Raw genomic sequence first — 23,946 nt, forward strand, 5'->3', positions numbered from 1 at the left:
CCCGATCTGTGCGCGCGGCGGCGTCGAGCCCGCGCAGGGCCACCCGCACCCCCGATTGCATGAGCGGGGTCATATTGCCCACGTACTCGTCGAATCGCTCGAGGGTGTCCGCCGCCACCGGCGGCACCACCCCGCCCGCTTCGATCAGCGTCCCGGCCAGTGTGTCCAGGGTGGCGCGCTGGGCCGCGCTCAGCATGCCCGCCGGATGCGATCCGTCCGGCAGATCCGCGCGCAGCGAGGTCCACGGCTGGAACGAACTCAGGAAACTCGGGTAGTCGTTGGCGAAAAATTGCACCGTGCCCGTGGCGATGTCGCGACCCTCGCAGGACAGCACGGTGGCCAGGTTGGTCAGGCTCGCGTGCGCGCGCCGCACCCAGCGCACATCCTTGCGCCCGCTCAAGTGCCACGCCCGCCCGCGCTCGTCCCGGAAGTCGATCTCGTAGCTCATCAGCCGCTTGGTCACCGGCAGCGCGATCAGGGTGCCGGTCACCGCGGCACCGTCCACCCACGGGGTCGCGCGAACGGTGCCGGTGATGCGTGCGCGGCCGTTGGTCACGAAGCCGCGCGCCCGCCCGGATTCGCACCGCAGATCCAGCGCCACGTGATGGGCGTGCCCGTCGGCGTCGAACAGTTCGCCGCGCATGGTCTCGAAGAAGGTCAAAGGCATATCGGGAAACTCCGCTCAGACGATCGGCTGCACGTCGGCGCGCGGGCGCGGCGCCAGGAACTCCAGCGCGCCACCGTGTTCGCTGCGCAGGGTGAAGGCGTTGCCGTTGACCGGGGCCACGTGCACCGACACCGCCGCGGTCTTGGAATTGAGGCAGTAACTGGTCTCGCGCGCGGGATTGCGGTAGGCCAGGCACACCATCTGCGCCGGATCCGCGCTCATGCGCACCTCGGCGCTGCCGTCACGTCCGCGCATGCGCAGGGTCCAGTGCGGGAAATCCAGCTCCGGGCGCTGACGCCACAGATCCAGCACCCGATCGAACCGGAACTCCTGCGCGCCCCGGCGCACCACCAGCATGGACAGCAGCGGGGACACCCTGCCCCCGATCCGGGTGCGCCCGGAGGCGCCCTCCATCACCGCGAACGGCTCGCCGCTGCCGGAGTCGGTGAAAACGCAATGGCCCCAGGCATATTCGGGACTGTGCTCGGCGCCCCAGTTGTGGCCCTGCATGCCGTGCCAGCCGGTCAGGTCCCAGCGTTCGCCGTCCCAGTCCACGAACCCGGTCATCGCGGCCACCGGGAACGGGGTGACCAGCTTGTTGCGCGGAAGCTTGGCCCCGAGCAGTTTGTCGCTGGGCAGCATCGACAGCGGCGCGCCCGCCACCTCGGACCGGGTGAACCCCAGATCCCACAGCACCGTGGAGTTCTCGTCGCACAGGGTGCCCTGCGAATCGCCGCCGCGCCCGTGCAGGGTCATGAACAGCGGACCCACCGCTATCTCCTGACCGAGCGCGTTGTCCTCGAAACGCGCCGCGGGCAAATCGATGTCGCGGCACCAGGCGCGGGTGCGTTTGCCGTCGAACATGCTGCACCAGGCCTGGGCGATGGCGGTGCCGTCGCGGCCGGTGAGAATGGTGGCCTTGAGCCACAGCGCGCGCGGGGAGTGCGGGTCGTTGGCGCGGATGAACCACGATTCGACGTGATCGGTCCCCGGGCGCAGGCGCGGGGAGTTCTGGGCGGTGGCGATCATGGTGTGGTCCTCAGAGTTTCGGGGTGCGGCTGAGCATGGTGAGCAACTGGTGCCCGGCGCGGCCGTAGCCGCGCAGGCGGGTGCCGAGCCGGGGTTCGGCGATCGCGGCGGCCAGCGCGCGCATCGCGTCCTCGAGTTCGGGGGCGTAGGGGTACCACCACGGGCGTTTGGGGCCGAAGGCCGGACCGCGCGGGGCGTCGATGACCTGCACCCAGGCCGCGTCCAGCAGCGCGTCGACGCCGTGTGAGCGCCCGAAGCCCGAGCGCCCGACCCCGCCCCACGGATACTCCGGGGTCGAATACATGGTCGCGGCGACATCGTTGACCGCGACCGACCCCGCGTGCAGCCGCCCGGCCAGGGCGCGGGCCCGGTCTACGTCGGCGGAGAACACGCTCGCGGTCAGCCCGTACTCGGTGTCGTTGTGCAGGGCCACGGCCTGCTCGTCGGTGTCGAAGGGCGCGATCGCGACGACCGGGCCGAAGGTCTCCTCGAGCCACACCGTGGACGCGGTGACGGCGTCGCCGCTGATCAGCGCGGGGGTGATCTTGCGCCCGGGCAGCTCGTCGCCCCCGCGCACCTCGAGCCCGCACTCGCGCGCGGCCCGCACGTGCTGCCGCCAGATCTCGCGCTGCCGGTCATCGATCGCCGGCGCGAGATCCACGCGGGTGTCGACCCGGCGCAGCTTGTCCTCGAGCCGGGCGCGGAACGCCTCGAACAGATCGGCGTGCACCAGCACCCGCTCGATCGAGCAACAGGCTTGTCCCCCATTGAATGTCGCGCCCCACGCCACCGCCGAGGTGGTGAACTCAAGATCCGCGTCCGCCAGCACGACCGCGGCATCCACCCCGCCCAGCTCGAGCCCCACCGGAATCGGGAACCGCGCCGCGGCCGCCATGACCCGCTGCCCGGTGGCGACCGATCCGGTGAACAGCACCTTGTCCGGGCGGGCCCGCACCAGCGCGGCCCCCAGCGAGCCGTCGCCCGCGGCCAGTCGCAGCACACCCTCGGGCAGTCCGCAGTCGGTGATCAGTTCCACCAGCAGCTCGGCCACGCGCGGGGTGAGCTCGGAAGGCTTGAGCACCACACTGTTTCCCGCGATCAACGCGGGCAGCACCTGGCTGAAAGGAATGAGGAACGGCAGGTTCCAGGGAGCGATCGCCACCACCGCGCCGTAGGGGCGATGCGTGCGCACCGCGCTGCGATAGGGCGCGGTCGGGGAGGTGATTCGCGACGGTCCCAGCGTTCTCACCGCGACGTCGAGATGGTGCCGAGCCACCGCGATCGCCGGAACCACTTCGTGCGCAAGGGCTTCGGCGCGCGGCTTGCCGTTCTCGGCCACGATCGCCGCCGCGATCCGGTCGATGTTGCCCAGCAGCACCCCGGGCAGTCCCGCCAGCACCCGAACTCGCTCACCGACCTCGAGCGCACCCCAACCGGCCTGCGCGGCCCGCGCCCGCGCGATCAACGTCGCCGCCACGTGATCGGCGGTCTCGGCCTCGGCCGCACCCGCCACACGCTGCACTTGCTCGAGGGGCATCATCGCCATCCCGCCTGTCCGCATCGAAATCTGGCCAAGTGGCCAAGTGGTCAGACCACTATAGGCACAAGCGGTAGCGAGTCAACAGGGCACGTCCCGCACTTCCCCGCGATCGCTCGACCACCGAGCGCATCGACAAGCTCGCCGATGAGGTGCTGATCGACTTCGAGGCCCGGACATCCTGGTCGACGACGCGGGCCGCTCGATCCGGCGTTCGGCCGCCGAATCCGGCCCGAACGGGCCGTGGGCGCGTCCCGGGCCGTACGAACGGGCGGCGCGGGTCCACCACTTGACGGTGAGCGCACGTCCCGGGCGGCGCGGCCCGGCCGGAACGAGCGCTCAGGCCGAGACCAGCTTCTCCAGCATGCCCTTGACCGCCGCGGGCCAGGTGAACTGCTCGGCGCGGGTGCGGGCGGCGTGGCGGCGCTGGGTGGGCGGCAGCGCCAGGACGCCGGTGACCGCGTGCGCGAAAGCCGCGGGATGATCGGCCGCGACCGCACCGCAATCGGCGGTGACGATGTCGGCCAGCGCCGAAGATCGACTGGCCACCACCGGGGTGCCCGCGGCCAGCGCCTCGAGCGCGGCCAGCCCGAACGTCTCGTGCGGACCCGGAGCGAGGGAGACATCGGCGCTGGCCAGCAGCGTCGCCAGCGCGGTGCGGTCGTTGATGAACCCGGTGAACCGCACCGCGGGCCGTCCGTCCGCCAGCGCGGGCACGGTGCGCGCCCGGCGCTCGAGCGCCTCGCGGCGCGGCCCGTCCCCGGCCACCACCAGCCGCGCGGGCACCCCGTCACGGCGCAGCGCCGCAACGGTTTCGATGCTGCGATCGACCCGCTTCTCCACCGAGAGCCGCCCGCAGTGCACCAGCAGCGGATACCGCTCCGCGCCCAGATCCGCGCGCAGGCGCCGATCGTGCCGGCGCGGGCTGAACATGTCCAGATCCACCCCGAGCGGCACCAGCGCCACATTCGGCGCGTCGATCCGCTCGAACTCCTGGCGCGCGAATTCGGTTGTGCAGATGACGATGTCGTACTCCCGGGCGGTGCGCCGATTGGCGATGTCGGCCGCGCGCCGGGCCGCCGGACCGGGCAGCGCCTGACCCAGCAGCCGATCCAGGCGCTCGTGCGAGATCATCACCGCGGCCACGTTCCGCCGCCGCGCCCAGCGGCCGAAACCCCTGAGCGTCAGGCGATCCGAGACCTCGAGGGCCTCGGGTCGCACCCCGCGCAGCACATCGGCCACCCGGCGCGGATCCGCCGCCCGGTACCCGCCGGTCCCGGGAATGCGCGGCGCGGGCACCGTGATCCGCAGGACCCCCGAGTCCAGCAGCTCCTCGGCCCGGCGCGCGCCCGGCACGATCAGCACCGTCTCGTGCCCCGCCGCGGCGTACCCCGCGCCCAGATGGTGCAGTGCGGTACGCAGTCCCCCGGAGCGCGGACCATAGAAATTGGCCAACTGAACGATGCGCACCCGGCTGATCGTGCAGGGCGCCGGGTGACCGGCGGCGCCCCGGTGACGAACACCGGGTGAACTCCCCCGGAAGAACCGGCCAACCCCGGCCACTGGTCTGGCCGCTTGACCTCTCGCGCACCCGCCCCTAGCGTTCCGATCATGGCAATCAAGCGGATCGACCGCCGAACGGTGCCCGATACCGTCTTCGAACAGCTCGTGGACGAGGTCCTGGACGGCGAATTGCCGCCCGGCTCGGCCCTGCCCGCCGAACGTCAGCTCGCCGAAACCCTCGGCGTCTCCCGCCCGACCGTGCGCGAGGCCCTGCAGCGCCTGGCCCACAGCGGTCTGGTCGAGGTCCGCCAGGGCGGATCGACCACCGTGCGCGACTACCGTCGCCACGCCGGCATGGACATGCTCCCGCGCCTGCTGCTGCGCAAGGGGCAACTCGACCCCGAGGTCATGCGCTCGATCCTCGAGACCCGCCGTCTCATCGGCCGCGAAGCCGCCGGCCTGGCCGCCGAACGCGCCGGCGCCGAACTCGCCGCGCCCCTGACCGAACTCGTGGAAGCCCTTGCCACGACCCAGGACTCGATCGCCCGCCAGCTGCACGCCCTGAATTTCTGGGACCTGCTCGTCGACGCCGCGGACTCGACGGTCTTCCGCCTGCTCTACAACGACCTGCGCGCGGTCTACGAACCCGCCCTGGCCGCGCTCGCGGTTCTGATGGCCGCCGAAGTGGGCCGCGCCGACCTCTACCGCGCCCTGGCCGAGGCCGTCCTGGACGCCGACGCCCCCGCCGCCCGCGACCTGGCCGAATCCCTGCTGAACCTGGCCGCCACCGAGTTCGCCACCGCCCTGTCAGGGGAGTCCGCCTAGCACAGGCGGCACACACGCGCCGGGTGCCGGTCGCGCCGCGCGCGGGGGTCAACGGCCGACTGCGAGCGCCCCGGGGTTCGATGTTCCGGCGGCGATGCTGCCCTCGGCGTGTCACACCGGTGAGTCCGCGATCGTCCCCGGCCCGCCCCGAATCCGCTGTGCTGCGTTCCTGTTTCACTCTCGCCGTACCGGTGGCACGCGCACCGCCCGGTACCTAGAATTCACTCTTGCGGCCATCTCTGCGAGAAGGGGACAGCCCCAATGGATTCGGTACCGTCACACCCCGCCGTCGCCGCCGCGCTGGCCGTGCTCGCCACCCTCGCCGACGACTTCCGCCCCCTCGCCCTGGTCGAACGCGGCGACGCCGCCGCGGCGATCCTGCTGGAGAGCAGGGACTTTCGTGTCGTCGTCATCGTCGAGCACCGCCCCGCTGGCTGGACCGCGCCGGCCATGATCACCGGCACCCCGCGCCGCCCCGCCCCGGCCCGCCAGTTCCGCACCCTGGAACACCGCCCGCTGCTGCGCATGAGCCGAAAACGCTTCACCCCCACCAACGGCGGCGGCGCACCGGCGTCCACGAGCTGGTTCGCGGTGCTGGGCAACGCCGCCGCCGACGCGGCCACCCTCACCCTGGCCTCGAGCATCGACACCCACACCACCTCGGTGACCGCCTCGGGCCTGGCCTTCGCCCTGGTCCGCACCCCCACCCGCGAACAGCCCCGCATCCACCTGCGCACCCTGGACGGCCGCCTGATCCCGGTCGAACAGTAACCGCACGCGCCCGACCACCGGCCCGCCTCAGCGATCGACGGACCGCGTCCCGAGATGCGAAAGGCCCCCGGCACCGTGCACCGGGGGCCTTCGACAGCCACGAACCGCGTCGCCCGTCAGGCTTTGACGTCGCTCGAATCGTCGGCCGCGTCCACGGTCGGCTCGGGCAGCGGCGCGGTCTGCAGGTCGATCTGTTCCCCGATGTACCGCAGGATCACCGCCACCACCGCGACCACCGGCACCGCCAGGAACGCCCCGACGATCCCGTACAACGACCCGCCGACCGTCACCGCCAGCAGCACCACGACCGCGTGCAACTGCATGCTCCGGCTCTGCAGAACCGGTTGCAGCACATTGCCTTCGAGCTGCTGCACCACCACGATGATGGCCAGCACGATCAGCGCGGTGGTCACGCCGTTGGCGACCAGGGCCACCAGCACCGCCAGCGCGCCGGCCACGAACGCGCCCACGATCGGGACGAATCCGCCCAGGAAGGTCAGCACGGTCAGCACCGCGGCCAGCGGCACGTGCAGGATCACCAGACCGCCGCCGATCAGCACCGCGTCGATCAAACTCACCAGCGCCTGCGTGCGAATGAATCCGCCGAGGGTGACCCACACCCGGTTGAGCACCTCCTCGATGTGCCGGCCGCCCTTGCTGCCGATGATCGAGTGCAGCCACGGCAGCAGCCGGGGGCCGTCCTTGACGAAGAAGAACGCCAGCACCAGCACCAGGAACAGCGTCACGATCGCCGAGGTGGCGGTGCTGACCCCGGTGAACACCCCGCCCGCGATGCGCTCGGCACTGGACTGCAATTTGTCCACGATCGCCGAGACACCCGAATTGAGTTGCTCCTCACCCACATTCAACGGCGGACCCTGCAGCCAGTCCCGCACCCGGTTGACGCCCTCGGTCGAGCGATCGGCCAATTCGGGAGCCTGATCGACCACCGACGGCACGATCAATCCGATGACCCCGGCCAGAATCGCGATGAACCCCAGCACGGTGATCGAGGCCGCCAGCGCGGGCTTCAACCCGCGCTCGGTCAGCCACCGGGTCGGCGGCCACAGCACGGTGGACACCACGATCGCCAGCGCGACCGGCAGCAGCGCCACCCAGAACTTGTCGACCAGGAATCCGAGTACCCACGCGCCCGCGGCGATGGCCACGATCGCCAGCGACCACTTCGCCAGCCACAGCACCCCACGCCCGATGACGGTGCCGCGGTCGGGCTTGCCGCCGGGCCGCTCGGGCTTCTCGGTTTCGGTCACATCGTCTTTCACGTCCACAGTCTGGCATGTAACCCGAAACAAACCCGGCAATCAGGATCCGGGCAATCGATCGTGAGCACGCGTCGCCGCGGGCCACCGGTAACCTTGCTTTTCATGAGTGCAGGCCTGTTCGGACTACTCGACGATGTTGCGGCCCTGGCCCGACTCGCGGCAGCGTCCATCGACGACATCGGCGCGGCGACCGGTAAGGCGACCGCCAAAGCCGCCGGCGTGGTGATCGACGACACCGCGGTGACCCCGCAATACGTACACGGCATCACCGCCGACCGCGAGATTCCGATGATCAAGAAGATCGCCCTGGGCTCGCTGCGCAACAAGCTGCTGTTCATCCTCCCGGCGGCTCTGATCCTGAGCCAGTTCGCGCCCTGGGCGCTGACCCCGATCCTGATGCTGGGCGCGACCTACCTCTGCTTCGAAGGCGCGGAGAAGGTCCTGGGCCGGTTCCTGCACCACGAGAGCGCCGAGTCCGCGGACAAGGGTCCGGCCGACGAGAAGTCGATGACCGCCAGCGCGATTCGCACCGACTTCATCCTCTCGGCCGAGATCATGGTCATCGCCCTGAACGAGGTGGCCGACCAGTCCTTCGTCCCCCGCCTGATCATCCTGATCGCCGTGGCCCTGGTGATCACCGCCGCGGTCTACGGCGTGGTCGGGATCATCGTGAAGATGGACGACGCGGGCCTGGCCCTGGCCCAGCGCTCTTCGAAGTTCGCCCAGTCGGTGGGCCGCGGCCTGGTCTCGGCGATGCCGAAACTCCTGTCGGTCCTGTCGACGGTCGGCACGGTGGCGATGCTCTGGGTAGGCGGCCACATCCTGCTGACCGGCACCGACACCCTCGGCTGGCACACACCCTACGGCTGGGTCCACGACGTAGAGGAGGCGATCCGCGACGCGGTGGCCGGCGTCGGCGGCGTCCTGGCCTGGCTCGCCAACACCACGGTCTCGGCGATCATCGGCTTCGTCGTCGGCACGATCGTGGTCCTGATCGTCCAGTTCCAGCCCTTCGGCAAGAAGAAACACTGACCCGGCCGCTGCCCTCGCAGCCCCGAATCCATACGCACACGAAGGCCCGGGGCAGTCGGCCGCGGGCCTTCGCGCATCCCGCGCCGGCAACCGCGCTCCGAGCGGCCGCCGCCGCCCGAAAACGCTGTCGGTACCCGATGATTCGATACTGCGCATACGCGGTCACCCGACCGCACGCACATCGGGGGGTTCGATGAACGAGGCAGTGGCACCCGCGAACTGGGACGAGATCGCGGCCGATCCGCTGGATCACCACTACGGTTACGCCCGGGTGCTCGCGGGTTCACTCTCCAACCGCTACGACGAACGCGGTCTGCTGCACGGGCTTCGGCTGGCGTCGGCACAACTGCGTATGCCGGTGGTGTCGGCGCACTTCGGAGGCAGTACGGCACCGGCGCACGTGGACACCTGGGGCGAGTTCGTGCACGGGGTCGGGGAGGTCGCGCTGTGGGCCGCCTCGAGCCTTCCCACGTCCGAGACCGACCGGCGACTACTGCTGAACTTTCTGGGCGTCTGGGCCGAGACCGTCTTCGCCGATCGTGACCGGCGGTTGTGGATCACCGCCGGCGAGCCCGGTCCGGCGGTGCACGCGGACACCGAGCACACCAGGATCCGGATCGGCTGGGATCGGGGGCGGGGCCGATTCGTCGAATCGCGCCGCTCCCCCGACCGCTCGCCCGATACCGATTCCACCGCACTCGAACTCGTCTGGGGCGATAGGTCGCAGCTGAGCGAATTCACGCGACTGGTGCGCGAACACGGACCCCTGCCGTGGAATCCGCACGCACCGCGCGTGCTCGCCGCGAGCTCCGGGCTGAGCCGGGCGGCCGCGGCGATCCTGCTCTCCGGATGCACGCGACGCCGGCGCTACGAGGACATGGTGCCCACCGACCTGCGCAAGGCCCTCGATATCGGGACGGCGGACCTGGCAGACGCCCTTCTCGAATTGCGGATTGCCCTCGGCGGCGAATTCGGTGGCAGCGCAGCTCTGTTCACCGCCGCTCTGCCCGCAGACCCGGCTCGACTGTGGGAGCCCGATGGGCTGTGCGTGCTCGCCGAAGGCATGGCGCGGGCGTGGAACGAGCGCTACGGCCGCCGTGTCCCGGTGCCCGAGCGGACGCTCACCGCGGCGATGGCGATCCGGAGTGCACTTCCCTCGGCGCGATCGGCCAGGGTGGGGTCGGTCGCCGAGAATGTCGCCATGCTCGCCGACCCGTCCGCCGAGCCCCTGCTCAACGAGGTTCTGGACGCACGCCTGGAGCACACCGAGCGCGGCTGGTGCATCACCGGAGACAGCGAGCAACTCGATCGCTTCCGTTGCCGCTGGCGGCTGCTGGTCGATCTCTGCCGGTGGGCCTACGCGTACCTGCCCGCCGGTGACCCGGTCCGCGCGGGTGTCCCGCACACCATCGATCGCATTCGCGTGCAGTTGCGGCACCCCGGACTGCTGCTGGGTCTGGGCAGCGTCTCCGCCCGCACCATCGAGTCACTGCGGCACAGGCGTGCGACCGGGCCGTGGCCCGACTCTGGTGGGGACGCCGGCACGTTCGACGACGGCCTTATCCTGGCCGCGGACGCTGACCGTGATCACCAGTGGGAACTGTACATTCGCCCCGCGCAGTACCTGCTCGACGACCGCACCCGAGATGCCCGGGCTGCCGTGGAGTCCTACAACCGCGACACCGTCATCGCACTGGACTGGGTGTTCGGATCGGACTGCGACCGAATGGTCGAACGCATCGGCTCCGGGGTGGTCCCCGCGGGCCGATACGAAACCGATCCCGCGCTCAGCGCCCCCGACCTGGTGACCGAGGTCGCCGCCGCCCTGGACCTGGACCCCGACGCCGCCGCCCTCTATCTGCAACTCGCCACCCTGATCGCGCCCACCGACCGCAACATCCGCGAGTGGAACGGCTGGAAACCCGCCCGCCACCGCGCCGCCGAAACCGCACTCGCCGACCGGGATCTCGTGGTTCGTGACAAACGCGGCCGCGCGGGCCGATCGGTGTTCCTGCCGGGTGAATGGATCACCAAACCCGGTGTCGAACAGTGGAAATGGCTCCTGCACGGCCTAGAGCGCGACTGGTCCGGCAAATCGATCCACGGCACCGCGACACCGGCCCGCACCCTGGCCGATCTCTACCGCGCCGCCTGGGACCTGGTCCGCGGTGCCAACGCACCGACCGTGGGCCACACCACCGCTATCGAGGGCCACGACGCCACGAACACCGAACCGGACCTCGCGGACAAGCGGACAGCGCAGCCGTCCACGACCCCGGCCGAGCCGTCGCACTCGGACGTTCCCGCCGGCCCCGACGCGACCGCTGTCGCACCCCGCCCGCTCGATGATTTCGCCGGCCTGACGCGGGCGCTGCACGGCAGCACGCCTCGCGATGCCGCCCATCCCCGGATTCTGCGAGCGATCGAGATCGTGTCGAACCTGCTGTGCGGCGGCGTGATTCCGCCCGGGACCGACGAATGGTCCCACGTCGCCGTTTTCGGATACTGGCGGAGCGCGGTCATGTCGGTCGGCGCCGTGGCCGCCCGAGCGGCCGTGGCGACCACCTCCGACCGGGACCGAGAGTACCTGCTGGCACTGCTCGACCTCTGGTCCGTCACGGTCTTCGCCGATCCGGCGGTCCAGCTGCGCGTCGGCCGGTGCATCACCGATCTGCCCGTTATCGCCGATGCACACGGCGTCGCTGTGGCGGTGAGTGAATCACGCTCGGGGAGAAGGGAATTCATAGACCTGCGGATCGGTGGAGCCGAACCGCCGATGCTCGGGCCCATCGAGTCGGTGGACGTCGTCGAACCCGGCTGGGGTGACTCGGCACAGCTGCGAGACTTCGTCGCAGCCGTACGGCGCGAGGGGCCGCTGCCGTGGGACACCGGCGCGGTCGATCTCCTGGCCCGGCGCACCGGGATGAGCCCGGCCGCGGCCGCCTTGGCCATGGCCGGGTATCTCCCCTGGTATCTGACGCCCGCGACCGACCTGAGTCCGGCCCAGCTCCGCACGCTCGGCATCGGTGCCGCGGCCGCGGACGCCGCGCGCGAGTTGTCCGGCAGCGGTTCGAGTGCGGACCGAGCCCTGATCGCGGCCGCCATGCTGCCCGCCGATCCGGCCGACCTGTGGGAGCCGGGCGGCGTCAGGCGTGCCGCCGATCGTCTCGCGGACGCGTGGATCGAACGTTTCGGTGTCCGCCCGTTCGTGTCCGAGCCGACGAGAGCGGCTCTGGATGCAGCCTGTTCGGACTTCGGAACCTGTTCCTGGAGCATCTCGGCCGGCGAACTGTGCACGGTGCTGGCCGCACCCGACAAGACGGCGGTATCGGCCCGCATCGATCATCGCTTCTCCTTCACCTGGACCGTGATCTTCGATGCCTGTCTGTGGGCGTATTCGCACCTCCCGCAGGGAGACCCGGTTCGCGAGGGAGCCGGTGCGACCCTGAACGAGCTGCGTACGCGGCTGCGGGATCCGGCCCTTGTACTGCACATGAGTTCGGCCAAAGAGCCGGAGATCCGGGCCCTGTCGCAGCTGACCGGAGTCGCGATCACCGAGTCCGCGACCGGCGGCCGGCGATACGACGACGGCTTGGTGATCGCCACCCACGAGGGCGTCGACAAGGACTACTGGGATATGCGTTTCCGTCCCGCGCACTACGACCTCACCGCGCACAGCGATCTGCTGCGGTCGATCGGCGGTGGTTTCCGCGACGAACTGCCCTACCTGGATCGGCTCTTCGACCCGGACTGCGACCGCGTACTGGCGCGCCTGGCCGCGGCCGACCTCCCGCCGGGCGGCTTCGAGGCCTACCCCGCGCACACCGTCCCCGACCTGGTCGACGAAGTCGCCGCCACCCACGGCCTGAGCGCCGATGCCGCGGCGCTCTACCTGCAGCTGCTCACCCTCAAAGATCCCACCGACCGCAATATCCGCCGCTGGAACGGCTGGAAGCCGCCCCGGCACACCGCGGCCCGCGACCTGCTGCTCGCCCGGGGCCTCGTGATCGAGGATCGCCGCAAGAAGGCCGGCCGCACGGTCTTCATCGGGTCACGCTGGGTCGGCAAACCCGGTCTGGAGCTCTGGAAACTTCCCCTGCACAACCTGACCGAGGGGTGGCGCGACCGCATCGAGGGCTCGCGCGTCACGGTGCCTCGCCGCGCGCTCCCCGATCTGTACCGAGCCGCCTGGGATCGCGTCCGGACGGGAGATGTTCCACGCTGAGGCGCGGTCACCGGCCGGCGGCCGGGCGACCTCGAAATCGGTCGTCCGAGCGAACCACCGGCCCCACGAGGGCTAGCGGCGAATACTCACTGACCAGCACTAATGTGTTCGACAGGACGAGAACGGCCCCCAACATCGAGGTGGGAAGGCGGACCCGGTCGAATGTGTACGCGAGTGATGTGGCCCGACGCGGGCGGCGCGGTCCTGGTGGGCAGGAACATGGACTTCGCGCGCGATCTGATGACCAATCTGTGGAAGCAGCCGCGCGGGGTCGAGCGCGACGACGGCGTCACCGGGTCGCTCACGTGGACCTCGAAGTACGGCAGCGTCATCGCCGCGGCGTTCGACATGACCTCGGTGGACGGCATGAACGAGCACGGGCTGGCCGGGCACATCCTGTGGCTGGCCGAGTCCACCTACGGCGACCCGGACAGCTCGCGGACCCAGCTGAGCCAGGCCGTCTGGTTGCAGTACTTCCTCGACAACTTCACCACCGTCGCCGAGGCCGTCGCCTGGATCGCCGAGACCGATGTGCAGGTCGTACAGATGGAAGACCCCACCGGCGGAGTTCCGCCCGGCCTGCACCTGGCGCTGGACGACGCGACCGGCGACTCGGCGATCATCGAGTACCTCGACGGGCGGCCCAGGGTCTACCACAGCGCGGACTACCGGGTGATGACCAATTCCCCCACCTTCGACCAGCAGCTCGAGCTCGTGCGGCGCTTCGAGGGACTCGGCGGCAGCGATCCGCTACCCGGATCGACGCTGGCCACGGACCGCTTCGCCCGCGCCTCCTATTACTCCGGCCGCCTGCCCGCCCCGGCGAGCCAGGTGGCGGCGATCGCGGCGATGTTCTCGGTGATCCGCAACGCCGCCCAGCCCTTCCGCATCCCGGACCCGGGCAAACCCGATGCCTCGCAGACCATTTGGCAGGTGGTCCTGGATCTGACGAACAGGCGCTACGTCTACGAATCCACCACCCGCCCCAACATCGTCTGGACCGATCTGGCGGACCTGGACTTCACGGCCGGCAGCCCGCAGCTGAAACTGGATCTCATCGGCGCGCTGGCCGTGCACGGCGGGATCGCCGGCAACGTCAGCGACAAATTCGAGGACAGCGGGCCGATGACGTTCCTGTCGGCCCCGAAGACATAGGCGGGCGGCGAGCCCGCAACCGTTCGACCACGGCCGGGACCGACCACCCCCGGCACTGCCCGGACAACAAAAAACTCGCCGGATTCTTTGTCCTGCAAAGAATCCGGCGAGTGTCTGTGTCGAGAGGGGGACTTGAACCCCCACGTCCCTAAGGACACTAGCACCTCAAGCTAGCGCGTCTGCCATTCCGCCACCCCGACCGGTGTGCTCCGCAAGATTATCGGATGGGACCGTCCAGAACAAAATCGGCCCATTTCGGGTGGTCCGCGGTGTTGCGGGCGGTTGCCGCCGGGCTCTGACGCGAGCCCGGTCGGCGACCCCCCATCAACTCAGTTGGTCAACGCCTCCAGCAGAGCGGCGCGCTGGCGAGAGCCCAGACCGCCGATCCGGCGGTCGGCGGGAATCTCCGCCTCATCCATCAGCTTCGCGGCCTTGACGGGGCCGATACCCGGGAGCGCCTTGATCACGGCCGCCACCTTCGTCTTCTTGACCAGGTCTTCCTTGTCTGCGCGCTTGAGCACCTCCGCCAGACTGACCGATCCCTTTTTGACCTGCGCGATCAATTCCGAGCGGGCCTTGCGAACCGCGGCGGCTTTGGCCAGCGCCTCGGAGCGTTGTTCGGGGGTCATTGTGGGCAGAGCCATATGTCCTTACCTTTCACTCGTTCGCTGGTACGTCGGCGTCGAGTAAACATGACGCTTGCGCTGTCGCAGGTACGACACACCGCGTGTTTCGGTGCAACACGTCGAGCGACCTGCTGAAAACTGTCCAACATCCCAGGTCAAGCGTCCAGCCGGTGCGCGTCGAAGACACCTGGCAAATACGGGGTTCATCGGGGCGAATCAGGGCTACGGTGGGCCCGAAACGCACCCGAGCACCGGTGAAAGGCGGGGCAGATGAACACGTCGTTTTCGGATGCCACCTCGACAGTGACCGACACGCTCCCCGCCCTGCCCGACCTACCCCTGGCCGCCCGATACACCGGCGCCGAGCCCGTGACCTGGAACGGAGCCAAGGTCTACCCGGTGCATTCGGTCCCGCTCGGCGTCTCCCCCGCCACCGTCACGCTCACGCTGCGCGCGGCCGGACCCCGCCGCGGGGTGCACGGGCTCGGCGTCGGACTGAGCGTGGAGAGCGGCCACGTGCTGCTGGCGGGCCGGCAGTTGCGGGGGGTTGACGTGTGGAGCGATGCCATGGCCGACGGCGTATCGCTGCGCATTTGCCCCGCCGACGCCACGGCCGCCATCACCCTGACCCCGGTCTGGGTGGACGATCGCGGCGAGATCATCTCCTGGACCGGCAACTACGGCATGCTCATCACCCGCGAACGCGCCTGCACGGTGCTGCACTGCAGCACCGGCGTCGGCCCCGCGGACTTCACCGAGCTGGTCGTGGAACTGAGCACCGCCCCCACCCCGCCGGACCCGGTCCAGCCCGCGGACGCGGGTCGCTACAGCCGCGCGCTCTACGACCTCGGCGTGGCCATGCACGGCCGCGGCGAAGACGGCCAGGCGTTCGAATTGTGGATCCAGGCAGCCGATCTCGGGCATCCGGCCGCCGCCTACGACCTGGCCGTGGTGCTGCTGCGCCGGGGCGATCTGCCCGAGGCCGAACGCTGGTGGCGCATCGCCGCCGACCACGGGGACACCCGCGCGATGGCCGGGCTCGCCGAGGTTCTCGAACGTCGCGGCAACACGAGCGAGGCGGGCCGCTGGCGCGCCGCGCTGGCCGAACATCACTCGCGCTGAACCGGCGCGAGTGCTGTCCGACGGCCCCGGCGCCGGGGCCGAGTCACCGGTGTGCGGTGGCGCGAATTGCAGTGCGTGCCACCGCACACCGGCCGCTCATCCGCGAACCGCCGCCCCGTCCTTGTACAGCCGCAGGTACTGCCCGGTCAGCGAGTCCGGATCCCGCAGCAGCTGCGCCGGGGTCCCGGTGAACACGATCTCCCCGCCGTTCTTGCCGCCGTCCGGTCCCAGGTCGATGACCCAGTCCGCGTGCGCGACCACGTCGAGATTGTGCTCGATGACGATCACGGTGTTGCCGCGTTCGACCAGTCCGTCCATGAGCCGCAGCAGGGTGTCCACATCGGACATGTGCAGGCCGGTCGTCGGTTCGTCGAGCACGTACACGCTGCCGCTGTTCTGCAGCTGCGTGGCCAGTTTGATGCGCTGGCGCTCACCGCCGGAGAGCGTGCTCATGGCCTGCCCGAGGCTCAGATAGTCGAGCCCGACCTCGATCATGGTGCGCAACTTGGCATTCAGCGCCTTCTCCGGGAAGAACTCGACCGCGGTCTCGGCCGACATCTCCAGTACGTCGGCAATCGACTTGCCGCGCAGGGTGAGTGCGAGCACCCGCTCGGAAAAGCGCCGCCCGTCACAGGATTCGCAGTGCGTGGTCACCGGGTCCATGTAGGCGACCTCGGTGATGATGACCCCGCGTCCCTCGCATTCCTTGCACGCGCCGTCGGAATTGAAGCTGAACAGCCCCGCGGCCTCGCCGGTGGCCTTGGCGAACAGCTTGCGGATGGGATCCATGAGCCCGAGGTAGGTCGCGGGCGTGGACCGCGAGGACGCGGCGATGGCGGACTGGTCCACGAACACCGACTCCGGATACCGCTTCATGAACTCGGCCCGGATCAGGCTGCTCTTGCCGGACCCGGCGACGCCGGTGACGGCGGTCAGTATCCCGGTGGGAATCCGCGCGCTCACGTTCTTGAGATTGTGCGAAGTGGCGTTGTCCACCGCCAGCTCGCCGGTGGCGGCCCGGAAGATCTCCTTGACCGCGAACGGCCGGCGCAGCGCCTGCCCGGTGAGGGTCTCGGCCCGGCGCAGCTCGTCGAAGGTGCCGGTGAACATGATCTCGCCGCCGTGCGCGCCGGCGCGCGGTCCGACATCGACGATATGGTCCGCGATCTGGATGACATCGGGATCGTGCTCGACCACCAGCACGGTATTGCCCTTGTCCCGCAGGGCCTCGAGCATGTGATTGAGCCTGCCCACATCGCGCGGATGCAGACCGACGCTGGGCTCGTCGAAGATGTAGGTCATCCCGACCAGCGTGCTGCCCAGATGCTTGATCATCTTGAGCCGCTGGCCCTCACCGCCGGACAGGGTCGCCGTCGGCCGGTCCAGGCTCAGGTAGCCGAGCCCGATGTCGACCACCCGGCCCAGTGCCACCCGGGTGGCGTCGATCAGTCCCCGCGCCGCCGGATCGGTGACCTCCCCGAGCACCTCGAGCAGATCGGTGATCTGCAGCCGCGTCCACTCGGCGATATTGCGCCCGCCGATCTCGGTGGCCAGGGCCTTCTCGTTGAGCCGCGCCCCGTTGCACGCCGGGCACACGCCCTCGGTGAGGTACTTCTGGATCTGCTCGCGGGTCTTCTCCGACAGCCCCGAGGTGTCGCGCTTGACCCGCGAACGGGTGAACTTGTCCGCCAGCCCTTCGTAATTCGCCTTCCAGGTGCCCTTGTTGAAGGTCAGTTCCACCTTGCCGCCGGTGCCGTGCAGCAGGTCGTGCCATTCCTCGTCGCTGTAGTCGGCCAGTTTCTTGTCCAGGTCGAAGCGCCCGGAGTTGCCGTAGAGCTGCCAATCTCCGCTGCCCACCGCGTATCCGGTGAGCAGGATCGCGCCTTCGTTCAGCGATTTGCTGCGATCCACGAGCTTGTCCGGGTCGACGGTGACGCTCATGCCGAGCCCGTCGCATTCGGGGCACATGCCCTGCGGGGTGTTGAAGGAGTAGTCGTAGACGAGTCCGGTCGAGGGTGATCCGAAGCGCGCGAACAGCGCTCGGATGAGGGCGTAGATGTCGGTCATGGTCCCGACCGTGGATCGCGGGCCGCCGCCGACGGCCTTCTGATCGATGATGACCGGCGCGGTGAGGTTCTCGATCGCCTCGGCGTGCGGTCGTTCGTAGCGCGGCAGGAAGTTGAGGATGAACGCCGGGAACGTGGCGTACAACTGCCGCTGCGATTCCACGGCGATGGTGTCGAACACGATGGAGGACTTGCCGGAGCCGGAGACGCCGGTGAAAACGGTGATCTTGTTCTTGGGGATCTCGATCGAGATGTTGCGCAGGTTGTGCTCGCGGGCGCCGAGCACCCGAATGATGTCCGTGGCGGGAGTGGGCATACCCACCACCATGCCCTACACACCCCCGAAAACATGGGCACATGTGTGACGCAAATCACATCGAATCGGACAAATCTCAGGGTCGAGTCCGGATTGCCGATCGATCGCGCCGCTCTACGCTGACGGGCGATCGCGGCGGTCCGAATCCGCCGCGCGCGACAGCGGTAAGCGAAAGAAGGATCGATCATGAAGACCCTGCGATGGACGGCCGGCGCGGCCGCCGCCCTGTTCGCCGTGACGGTGCTGTCCGGCTGTACCGAAGTCGAGCGCGCACTGAACCAGGGTGGCGATACCAAGTGCAGTGAGTACCTGAGCCAGCAGCCGGATTCTCAGCGCATCACCGTCACCAAGTTCATCAAGCAGCAAACCGGCAACGACAACGAACCCACCGGCACCTCAGTCGATTTCACGATGAGCACCGTGCAGGCCCTGTGCCAGGTTCAGGCCAACAGCGAGACCCCCATCAAAAAGGCTGACATCGCAGGCATTTTCATGAATAAGTAGCCCCTGACCAGCCGATTTCTCATCCGGGCGAAGGCTCGGCTACTGTAGTCGAGCACCACCGGTCGGGGTGGCGGAATGGCAGACGCGCTAGCTTGAGGTGCTAGTGTCCTTAGGGACGTGGGGGTTCAAGTCCCCCTCTCGACACAGACTACGAAGGCCCCTGGCAAACGCCAGGGGCCTTCGCTGTATTGCCCTGTCGCGCACCTTCTCTCGCGCGCAACCGGATCACGGGCCGGGGCGGAAGCCCCTATTTCCTTGGGGTTGAGTCAATTATGCTGCAGCATAATGCTTCTCGGCGACGCCACCAACCACCCGACGGCGATGTACCAGGACACGAACTACTGGCAGACCCTCGGCCCGAACAGCCGTGGCGCCCTTCGCGTGGTCAACACCAGGAACGACGACGGCGCCCTGCTGAAGTTCTCCGACAACTCGACCCAGTGCATCACCCCGAACTACGCGACCCTGCTCTACAAGACCGTCACCCAGATCAAGATCATGAACAACCCGAACTGCTGAGTGTGTGGCCGGAGGGCAGCCGGCCACGCTGCGACCGGTAGGCGGAATCGCGGCGGCCGATCGCCTGTGCAGTGCTACAGCATCGGCGATCGGTGCCGCGCTCGGGCCGGGTGCGGCGCTCCACAACGCGGCAGCGGGGTCAGCCGATCGGCTGACCCCGTTGTCGGCCGAACCGCGAGCGCATTCGACCCGACGCGTCGATGTGCCGTTCGCCCCGAGTCCGCAGCATGGAGTCGACAGTTTTACCCGTCGAACGGAGCAGTGGACATGAGCACTGGACACCGGCGTGGGCTCGCCTACGGCATCGCACTGCTCAGCGGCGCGGTCCTGCTGACCGCGTGCACACCCGACCCCGGCGCCGACCTGGCAGAACGCCGGTCATCGAGCGAGTCGACCACCGGGCCGAACAGCGCATCCCGCGAGTCGCCCGCCACATCCCCCGACCCGCTCGCCATTCCCGTCGCGCAGAACCGCGCCCTGCTCCAGGCCGCGAACGACCACGATCCCGCCGCGGTCCGCGCCGCGCTCACCCGGGGCGCCCAGGTCGACACCCGCGACACCGGCGGCCGCACCCCGCTGATGCTCGCCGTCCTATCCGACGATCTTTCCGTCGCGCAGGTCCTGCTCGAATTCGGGGCCGACCCCGACGCGAAGGACGCTCGCGGCGAAACCCCTTGGGTCAACACGGGTGTCACCGGCAGCGTCCCGATGATGGAGGCCCTGCTCCCGTTCGATCCGGACCTGACCCTGCCCAACCGGTTCGGTGGCAACGCGCTGATCCCCGCCGCCGAGAAGGGGCACCTGAACTACGTCCGGGAGGTGCTCCGGCAAACCGGTATCGACATCGACCATGTCAACGACCTGGGCTGGACCGCGCTGCTGGAAGCCGTCTACTACGGCGATGGCGGTCCGCGCTACCGCGACATCGTCCGCGTCCTGGTCGACAACGGCGCGGACCTCACCATCCGAGACGCCAACGGCCGCACCGCCTTCGACCACGCGGTCCGCCGCGGCTTCACCGACATAGCGGCCCTCGTCGATCCCCGCTGACCCATTCCCTTAGCCTCGATAACTATGCGGATCTTTCTGGCAGGCGCCAGCGGCGTCCTCGGCGCCCACCTCGTCCCCCTACTCGTCGCCGCGGGCCACGAGGTGGCCGGCATGACCCGCTCCGCGGACAAGGCCCGGATCCTGGCCGAAGCGGGCGCTCAACCGGTGATCTGCGACGCCTTCGATCCGGCGGCCCTCACCAGCGCCGTGGTCGCCTTCGCCCCCGACCTGGTCATGCACCAATTGACCGACCTCCCCGACAACGCCGCCGACCTCCCCACGGGTCGCTCCGCCAACGCCCGCATCCGCCGTGAAGGCACCACCAACCTGCTCGCCGCCGCGCACGCCGCCGGCGCCCCCCGGTTCATCGCCCAGAGCGTCGCCTGGACCATGACCGGAGAAAGCCTGTCCGCCAAGGACTTCCTGGAATCCGCCGTCCTGGCGGCCGGTGGCGTGGTCCTGCGCTACGGCCAATTCCACGGCCCCGCAACCTATTACCCCGACACCCTCCCGCCGTCCCCGCGCATAGCCCTCGCCGACGCCGCGATCCGCACCGCCGCATCGCTCGAACTCGCCTCCGGCGTCTACGAACTGACCGACGAAACGAGTTCTCCGTAGAGTCGATATGTGCCCTCCCGAGACCCGCGCAGCTATCGCGACCGCGCGAGCGCCGCGCCCGACTCGGCGGCCGGCTCGCACCGGCCCTACGACGCGGTGCTCTGCGATATCGACGGCGTTCTGCGCATCTGGCCACCCGCCGACCACATCGAACGCGAAAACCAGCTCCCCCGAGGCGCACTCGCGGCCAGCGCCTTCGCCCCCGCCCGCCTGCAACCCGCCATCACCGGCGAGATCACCGACGGTGAGTGGCGCGCGGCGACCGCCGCCGACATAGCGGTCCGCTTCGGGTCCCGGCAGCGCGCCCACGCCGCCGTCACCGCGTGGTCGAATCTGCAGCCGCGCATTGACACCGAAGCGGTCGGCCTCCTGCGCGCCGCCCGCGGGAACGCCCTGGTCGCCCTGGTCTCGAACGGCACGACCCGCCTGGAACAGGACCTCCGCCGCCAAGGCCTGCACGATCTTCCCGACCTCCTGATCAACAGCGCCCGGGTGGGCCTGACGAAACCCGACCCCCGCCTCTACCTCCTGGCCACCGAACGCCTCGCGGTCCCGCCCCGGCGCTGCCTGTTCGTCGACGACACCGAGGCCAACGTCGCCGCGGCCCGCAGTGTCGGCATGACCGCGGTCCACTATCGCGATGTCGAGGACCTCCGAGGCGCTCTCGCTGGGCCGCCACCCCACCTCTAACCGTGATCGTTACGGTCTACGGATCAGGTCGCGCTCGGCTTTCCGGAGCTGTACCGGCGCTTGTCTTCCCGTGCACTGTAGGAAAGCCGGACCGGCCGAGTGGTCGCGCGTGAGCTCGTGCGCGGCGACCTCAATTCCATCTGCCCCGACAGCGCGACCTTGCCCTGGGTCGATCCCGAACTCTTCACACACCCCGGCCCGCGTGAGGTGCACGTTGCGCTGGGCGAGTACACCGACCAACCAGTCGACGCCGCCGATCACGGGCATGTATTTCAGGCTCACATGTATCCGGTACTGTCAGTAACACCAACAGTGGAGGCGGCAATGGACAGCGTCACGAGCATCGAGCGGATCGCCGGGATCATCAACCGGACCGGGGGCCGCAACGGGCGGCCGTTCGACCCGGCCACCTCCATGTCCACGCCGAGCGGGCGGTTGAAGAACTGGGCGCACTACGGCGTCATGGTGCCCGATCTGCCCGCGCCGCACCGATTCTTCGGGGTCATGTCGATTCTCGGCACCCCGGGTGTGGCGATCTTCGCCAACGACCACGCGATCACCTCGACCCCGGCGGACACCGTGTACGTCAGCTCGGCGACCGGGTCGATGACCGACGGCCAGTTCTTCGTCCACGAGATCGCGAAGGACTGTGAATTCCGTTCCGACGGATCGCGTTTGAAGTTCGGTGACGAGCTCCTCATCGAGGGCGCCTACCCGAAGTTCGCGCTGCGTCGCCGGCACCCGGAGGTCGAGGTGGACCTCGAGATCGACGCCACCGACGTGGTGTCGCACTTCGCCCACATCCCGGGGCTGTACGACCACTGGAGCCTGCTCGCCCGCTGCCGCGGCAGCATCACCGACCGGCACGGCGTCCTTCCGGTCGACACGCTGTGCACGGTCGAATACGCCACCGGCGTCGGCCTGCACAGCGTCGCTCCCGGCACGCGGGCCAACATGCCGGTGCCGTTCTTCACCTACCACGTGCTGAACATCGACGAGCGGACCCAGGTGCTGCTGGTGCAGGTCCTGGGACCGGCGGGCCTGCCGATCCAGCGACGGGTCTACGTGCGCGGACTCGGCGACCACGGCAGCGTTCACACCCGGGGTTTCGAGTTCACGGTCGGCCGCCACCTGGATCGGACCACGCCCACCGGTTCGATCTTGCGCCTGCCCGAGCAGCTGAGCTGGCGGGTCGCCGACGATCGGGGAAACCCGCTGATCTCGATCGACGGCGTGAGCAACCACGACTACAGCTACGGCCTCGGGGCCGGTTTCGTCGGCAGTTACGACTACACCGGGACATTCGCCGGGCGGGCGATCGCCGGGACCGCGTACATGGAGTACATCGACCGCCGGTGAGCCCCGCCGAAAACCCTTTGGCCACCCCCACCCCGCACTGCTACCCTTCTGCTCGACCGTGCGAGAGAACAGGGAGGTGATACCCGTGAACGCTGTATCGACATGGGTGCTCCCCTCTCGGGTCATGGTCGGGCGATAGGTCGTCCGGGAGCGCCACGCACTCCCGAAAGGCACGACCATGCACTTCATTTCCGAGAACCGGCTCGACGGCGTCATCGAGCGCGAGTTCACCCTCGGCGAGATCCCCGGCATCCTGTGGACTCCCGAATCCGATTCCACGCCCAGGTCGTTGATTCTCATCGGCCATCCGGGCGGCCTCCGCGCGATGTATCCCCGAGTGGCCGGCCGAGCCCGCGATGCCGTGGCGAACGGCTACGTCGCGGCCACCATCGAGCTGCCTGGCGCCGGCGACCGCCCGCGTTCCGAATCCGCCGACCAGGCTCGCGCCGACCTGCGCGCGGCACTCACGGCGGGCGATCCGGTCACCGACGACATCGTCGACCGGCTCGTCCTCCCGCTCGTCGACCAGGCGGTCCCGGAATGGCGGGCCCTGCTGGACGAGCTGCTCGCCCTGCCCGGCATCCAAGGCCCGGTCGGCTATTCCGGCGGGGTGATCGCGCTCGGCCTGCGTCTGGCGGCGGTCGAACCCCGCATCGCCGCCGCGCTGCTCTTCGCGGGCAGCTACGTACCGCGTTCGATGTTCGAGGAGGCCGCTCGGGTCAGCATCCCGTTGCAGGTGTTGCTGCAATGGGATGACAAAGGCAACGACCGGCAGATGGCGCTGGACCTGTTCGACGCCTTCGGCTCCAAGGAGAAGACGCTGCACGCCAACATGGGCGGCCACACCGGCGTCCCGGTCTTCGAAGGCGAGGCGGGAAACCGCTTCTTCGCCCGACACCTGAAATGAGAGTGTCAGTGCCCCAAGGTGTCTGATCACTCCGGCGGTGGGTGACCCACCCGCGGGTTGCCTGGAATCAGCTCGCTGACGCCGGAGGACACCGTACATGGATGCGCAGCCGTTCCGATCTGTTCCGACAGGTCGGGACGGC

20 protein-coding genes and 2 tRNA genes are annotated in these 23,946 nt (G+C 69.3%); 14 read left to right on the plus strand and 8 right to left on the minus strand.

Going from position 1 to position 23,946, the window contains the following annotated elements:
- The 4 genes from ABZ319_RS34005 to ABZ319_RS34020 all read right to left on the minus strand — a co-directional run.
- Positions 1-667 (minus strand): hypothetical protein (locus ABZ319_RS34005; protein ID WP_354990655.1); only part of this gene is annotated, 667 nt, incomplete at its 3' end.
- A gap of 15 nt (positions 668-682) precedes the next feature.
- Entirely contained in the window at positions 683-1,696 is a 1,014-nt protein-coding gene (locus tag ABZ319_RS34010; protein ID WP_354990656.1) for a hypothetical protein, read from the minus strand.
- A gap of 10 nt (positions 1,697-1,706) precedes the next feature.
- Complete coding sequence (locus ABZ319_RS34015) at positions 1,707-3,233, minus strand: aldehyde dehydrogenase family protein (protein WP_354990657.1); 1,527 nt, start codon at positions 3,231-3,233, stop codon at positions 1,707-1,709.
- Between the two features lie 339 nt (positions 3,234-3,572).
- Entirely contained in the window at positions 3,573-4,703 is a 1,131-nt protein-coding gene (locus tag ABZ319_RS34020; RefSeq protein WP_354990658.1) for a glycosyltransferase, read from the minus strand.
- Between the two features lie 141 nt (positions 4,704-4,844).
- Between ABZ319_RS34020 and ABZ319_RS34025 the strand changes: the two genes are divergently transcribed.
- Complete coding sequence (locus ABZ319_RS34025) at positions 4,845-5,561, plus strand: GntR family transcriptional regulator (RefSeq protein ID WP_354990659.1); 717 nt, start codon at positions 4,845-4,847, stop codon at positions 5,559-5,561.
- A gap of 261 nt (positions 5,562-5,822) precedes the next feature.
- Positions 5,823-6,332 (plus strand): hypothetical protein, encoded by a 510-nt coding sequence (locus ABZ319_RS34030; RefSeq protein WP_354990660.1) that lies wholly within the window; start codon positions 5,823-5,825, stop codon positions 6,330-6,332.
- A gap of 116 nt (positions 6,333-6,448) precedes the next feature.
- Here ABZ319_RS34030 and ABZ319_RS34035 read toward each other — a convergent pair whose 3' ends face one another.
- Positions 6,449-7,615: an AI-2E family transporter gene (locus ABZ319_RS34035; protein WP_354990661.1), complete on the minus strand. Its 1,167-nt coding sequence runs from the start codon at positions 7,613-7,615 to the stop codon at positions 6,449-6,451.
- Between the two features lie 102 nt (positions 7,616-7,717).
- Here ABZ319_RS34035 and ABZ319_RS34040 point away from each other — a divergent pair, with 102 nt between their 5' ends.
- From ABZ319_RS34040 to ABZ319_RS34050, 3 genes are all read left to right on the plus strand, one after another.
- Positions 7,718-8,647 (plus strand): DUF808 domain-containing protein, encoded by a 930-nt coding sequence (locus ABZ319_RS34040; protein ID WP_354990662.1) that lies wholly within the window; start codon positions 7,718-7,720, stop codon positions 8,645-8,647.
- A gap of 193 nt (positions 8,648-8,840) precedes the next feature.
- Positions 8,841-12,872 (plus strand): hypothetical protein, encoded by a 4,032-nt coding sequence (locus ABZ319_RS34045; protein ID WP_354990663.1) that lies wholly within the window; start codon positions 8,841-8,843, stop codon positions 12,870-12,872.
- Between the two features lie 162 nt (positions 12,873-13,034).
- A complete protein-coding gene (locus ABZ319_RS34050) occupies positions 13,035-14,027 on the plus strand; it encodes a linear amide C-N hydrolase (RefSeq protein WP_354990664.1) in 993 nt (330 codons plus the stop codon).
- 117 nt (positions 14,028-14,144) lie between these two features.
- Here ABZ319_RS34050 and ABZ319_RS34055 read toward each other — a convergent pair.
- Together ABZ319_RS34055 and mihF are read right to left on the minus strand one after the other, a co-directional pair.
- Positions 14,145-14,227, minus strand: a tRNA-Leu gene (locus ABZ319_RS34055).
- A gap of 129 nt (positions 14,228-14,356) precedes the next feature.
- Complete coding sequence (gene mihF / locus ABZ319_RS34060) at positions 14,357-14,671, minus strand: integration host factor, actinobacterial type (protein ID WP_354990665.1); 315 nt, start codon at positions 14,669-14,671, stop codon at positions 14,357-14,359.
- Positions 14,672-14,923: 252 nt separating this feature from the next.
- Here mihF and ABZ319_RS34065 point away from each other — a divergent pair, with 252 nt between their 5' ends.
- A complete protein-coding gene (locus ABZ319_RS34065) occupies positions 14,924-15,775 on the plus strand; it encodes a hypothetical protein (protein ID WP_354990666.1) in 852 nt (283 codons plus the stop codon).
- Between the two features lie 96 nt (positions 15,776-15,871).
- On the opposite strand, the gene ABZ319_RS34070 is transcribed toward ABZ319_RS34065, so the two are convergent.
- A complete protein-coding gene (locus ABZ319_RS34070) occupies positions 15,872-18,157 on the minus strand; it encodes an excinuclease ABC subunit UvrA (RefSeq protein ID WP_354990667.1) in 2,286 nt (761 codons plus the stop codon).
- 186 nt (positions 18,158-18,343) lie between these two features.
- Between ABZ319_RS34070 and ABZ319_RS34075 the strand changes: the two genes are divergently transcribed.
- The 8 genes from ABZ319_RS34075 (at position 18,344) to ABZ319_RS34110 (ending at position 23,804) form a co-directional block, all read left to right on the plus strand.
- A complete protein-coding gene (locus ABZ319_RS34075; RefSeq protein ID WP_354990668.1) occupies positions 18,344-18,661 on the plus strand; it encodes a hypothetical protein in 318 nt (105 codons plus the stop codon).
- A gap of 61 nt (positions 18,662-18,722) precedes the next feature.
- A tRNA-Leu gene (locus tag ABZ319_RS34080) sits at positions 18,723-18,805 on the plus strand.
- Positions 18,806-18,946: 141 nt separating this feature from the next.
- The gene (locus ABZ319_RS34085; RefSeq protein ID WP_354990669.1) at positions 18,947-19,180 is read left to right on the plus strand and encodes a hypothetical protein; all 234 of its coding nucleotides are present in this window, start codon (positions 18,947-18,949) and stop codon (positions 19,178-19,180) included.
- A gap of 267 nt (positions 19,181-19,447) precedes the next feature.
- A complete protein-coding gene (locus ABZ319_RS34090) occupies positions 19,448-20,230 on the plus strand; it encodes an ankyrin repeat domain-containing protein (RefSeq protein WP_354990670.1) in 783 nt (260 codons plus the stop codon).
- A gap of 24 nt (positions 20,231-20,254) precedes the next feature.
- A complete protein-coding gene (locus tag ABZ319_RS34095) occupies positions 20,255-20,848 on the plus strand; it encodes an NAD(P)H-binding protein (protein ID WP_354990671.1) in 594 nt (197 codons plus the stop codon).
- Between the two features lie 9 nt (positions 20,849-20,857).
- Positions 20,858-21,538 (plus strand): HAD-IA family hydrolase, encoded by a 681-nt coding sequence (locus ABZ319_RS34100; protein WP_354990672.1) that lies wholly within the window; start codon positions 20,858-20,860, stop codon positions 21,536-21,538.
- A gap of 324 nt (positions 21,539-21,862) precedes the next feature.
- Entirely contained in the window at positions 21,863-22,897 is a 1,035-nt protein-coding gene (locus ABZ319_RS34105) for a DUF6670 family protein (protein ID WP_354990673.1), read from the plus strand.
- Between the two features lie 178 nt (positions 22,898-23,075).
- Positions 23,076-23,804, plus strand: a complete 729-nt coding sequence (locus tag ABZ319_RS34110; protein ID WP_354990674.1) for an alpha/beta hydrolase — start codon at positions 23,076-23,078, stop codon at positions 23,802-23,804.
- The last annotated feature ends 142 nt before the right edge of the window (positions 23,805-23,946 follow it).

The sequence above is a fragment of the Nocardia sp. NPDC005978 genome, from assembly GCF_040614455.1.
Classification (GTDB): Bacteria; Actinomycetota; Actinomycetes; order Mycobacteriales; family Mycobacteriaceae; genus Nocardia.

What these genes read in the sequence shown, in the direction of transcription:
- ABZ319_RS34085 (WP_354990669.1), top strand. Translation starts at nt 18,947, where the DNA reads ATGCTTCTCGGCGACGCCACCAACCACCCGACGGCGATGTACCAGGAC.
- ABZ319_RS34075 (WP_354990668.1), top strand. Translation starts at nt 18,344, where the DNA reads ATGAAGACCCTGCGATGGACGGCCGGCGCGGCCGCCGCCCTGTTCGCC.
- ABZ319_RS34040 (WP_354990662.1), top strand. Translation starts at nt 7,718, where the DNA reads ATGAGTGCAGGCCTGTTCGGACTACTCGACGATGTTGCGGCCCTGGCC.
- ABZ319_RS34095 (WP_354990671.1), top strand. Translation starts at nt 20,255, where the DNA reads ATGCGGATCTTTCTGGCAGGCGCCAGCGGCGTCCTCGGCGCCCACCTC.
- ABZ319_RS34050 (WP_354990664.1), top strand. Translation starts at nt 13,035, where the DNA reads ATGTGTACGCGAGTGATGTGGCCCGACGCGGGCGGCGCGGTCCTGGTG.
- mihF (WP_354990665.1), bottom strand. Translation starts at nt 14,671, where the DNA reads ATGGCTCTGCCCACAATGACCCCCGAACAACGCTCCGAGGCGCTGGCC.
- ABZ319_RS34065 (WP_354990666.1), top strand. Translation starts at nt 14,924, where the DNA reads ATGAACACGTCGTTTTCGGATGCCACCTCGACAGTGACCGACACGCTC.
- ABZ319_RS34045 (WP_354990663.1), top strand. Translation starts at nt 8,841, where the DNA reads ATGAACGAGGCAGTGGCACCCGCGAACTGGGACGAGATCGCGGCCGAT.
- ABZ319_RS34030 (WP_354990660.1), top strand. Translation starts at nt 5,823, where the DNA reads ATGGATTCGGTACCGTCACACCCCGCCGTCGCCGCCGCGCTGGCCGTG.
- ABZ319_RS34110 (WP_354990674.1), top strand. Translation starts at nt 23,076, where the DNA reads ATGCACTTCATTTCCGAGAACCGGCTCGACGGCGTCATCGAGCGCGAG.
- ABZ319_RS34090 (WP_354990670.1), top strand. Translation starts at nt 19,448, where the DNA reads ATGAGCACTGGACACCGGCGTGGGCTCGCCTACGGCATCGCACTGCTC.
- ABZ319_RS34105 (WP_354990673.1), top strand. Translation starts at nt 21,863, where the DNA reads ATGGACAGCGTCACGAGCATCGAGCGGATCGCCGGGATCATCAACCGG.
- ABZ319_RS34025 (WP_354990659.1), top strand. Translation starts at nt 4,845, where the DNA reads ATGGCAATCAAGCGGATCGACCGCCGAACGGTGCCCGATACCGTCTTC.
- ABZ319_RS34070 (WP_354990667.1), bottom strand. Translation starts at nt 18,157, where the DNA reads ATGCCCACTCCCGCCACGGACATCATTCGGGTGCTCGGCGCCCGCGAG.
- ABZ319_RS34015 (WP_354990657.1), bottom strand. Translation starts at nt 3,233, where the DNA reads ATGCCCCTCGAGCAAGTGCAGCGTGTGGCGGGTGCGGCCGAGGCCGAG.
- ABZ319_RS34010 (WP_354990656.1), bottom strand. Translation starts at nt 1,696, where the DNA reads ATGATCGCCACCGCCCAGAACTCCCCGCGCCTGCGCCCGGGGACCGAT.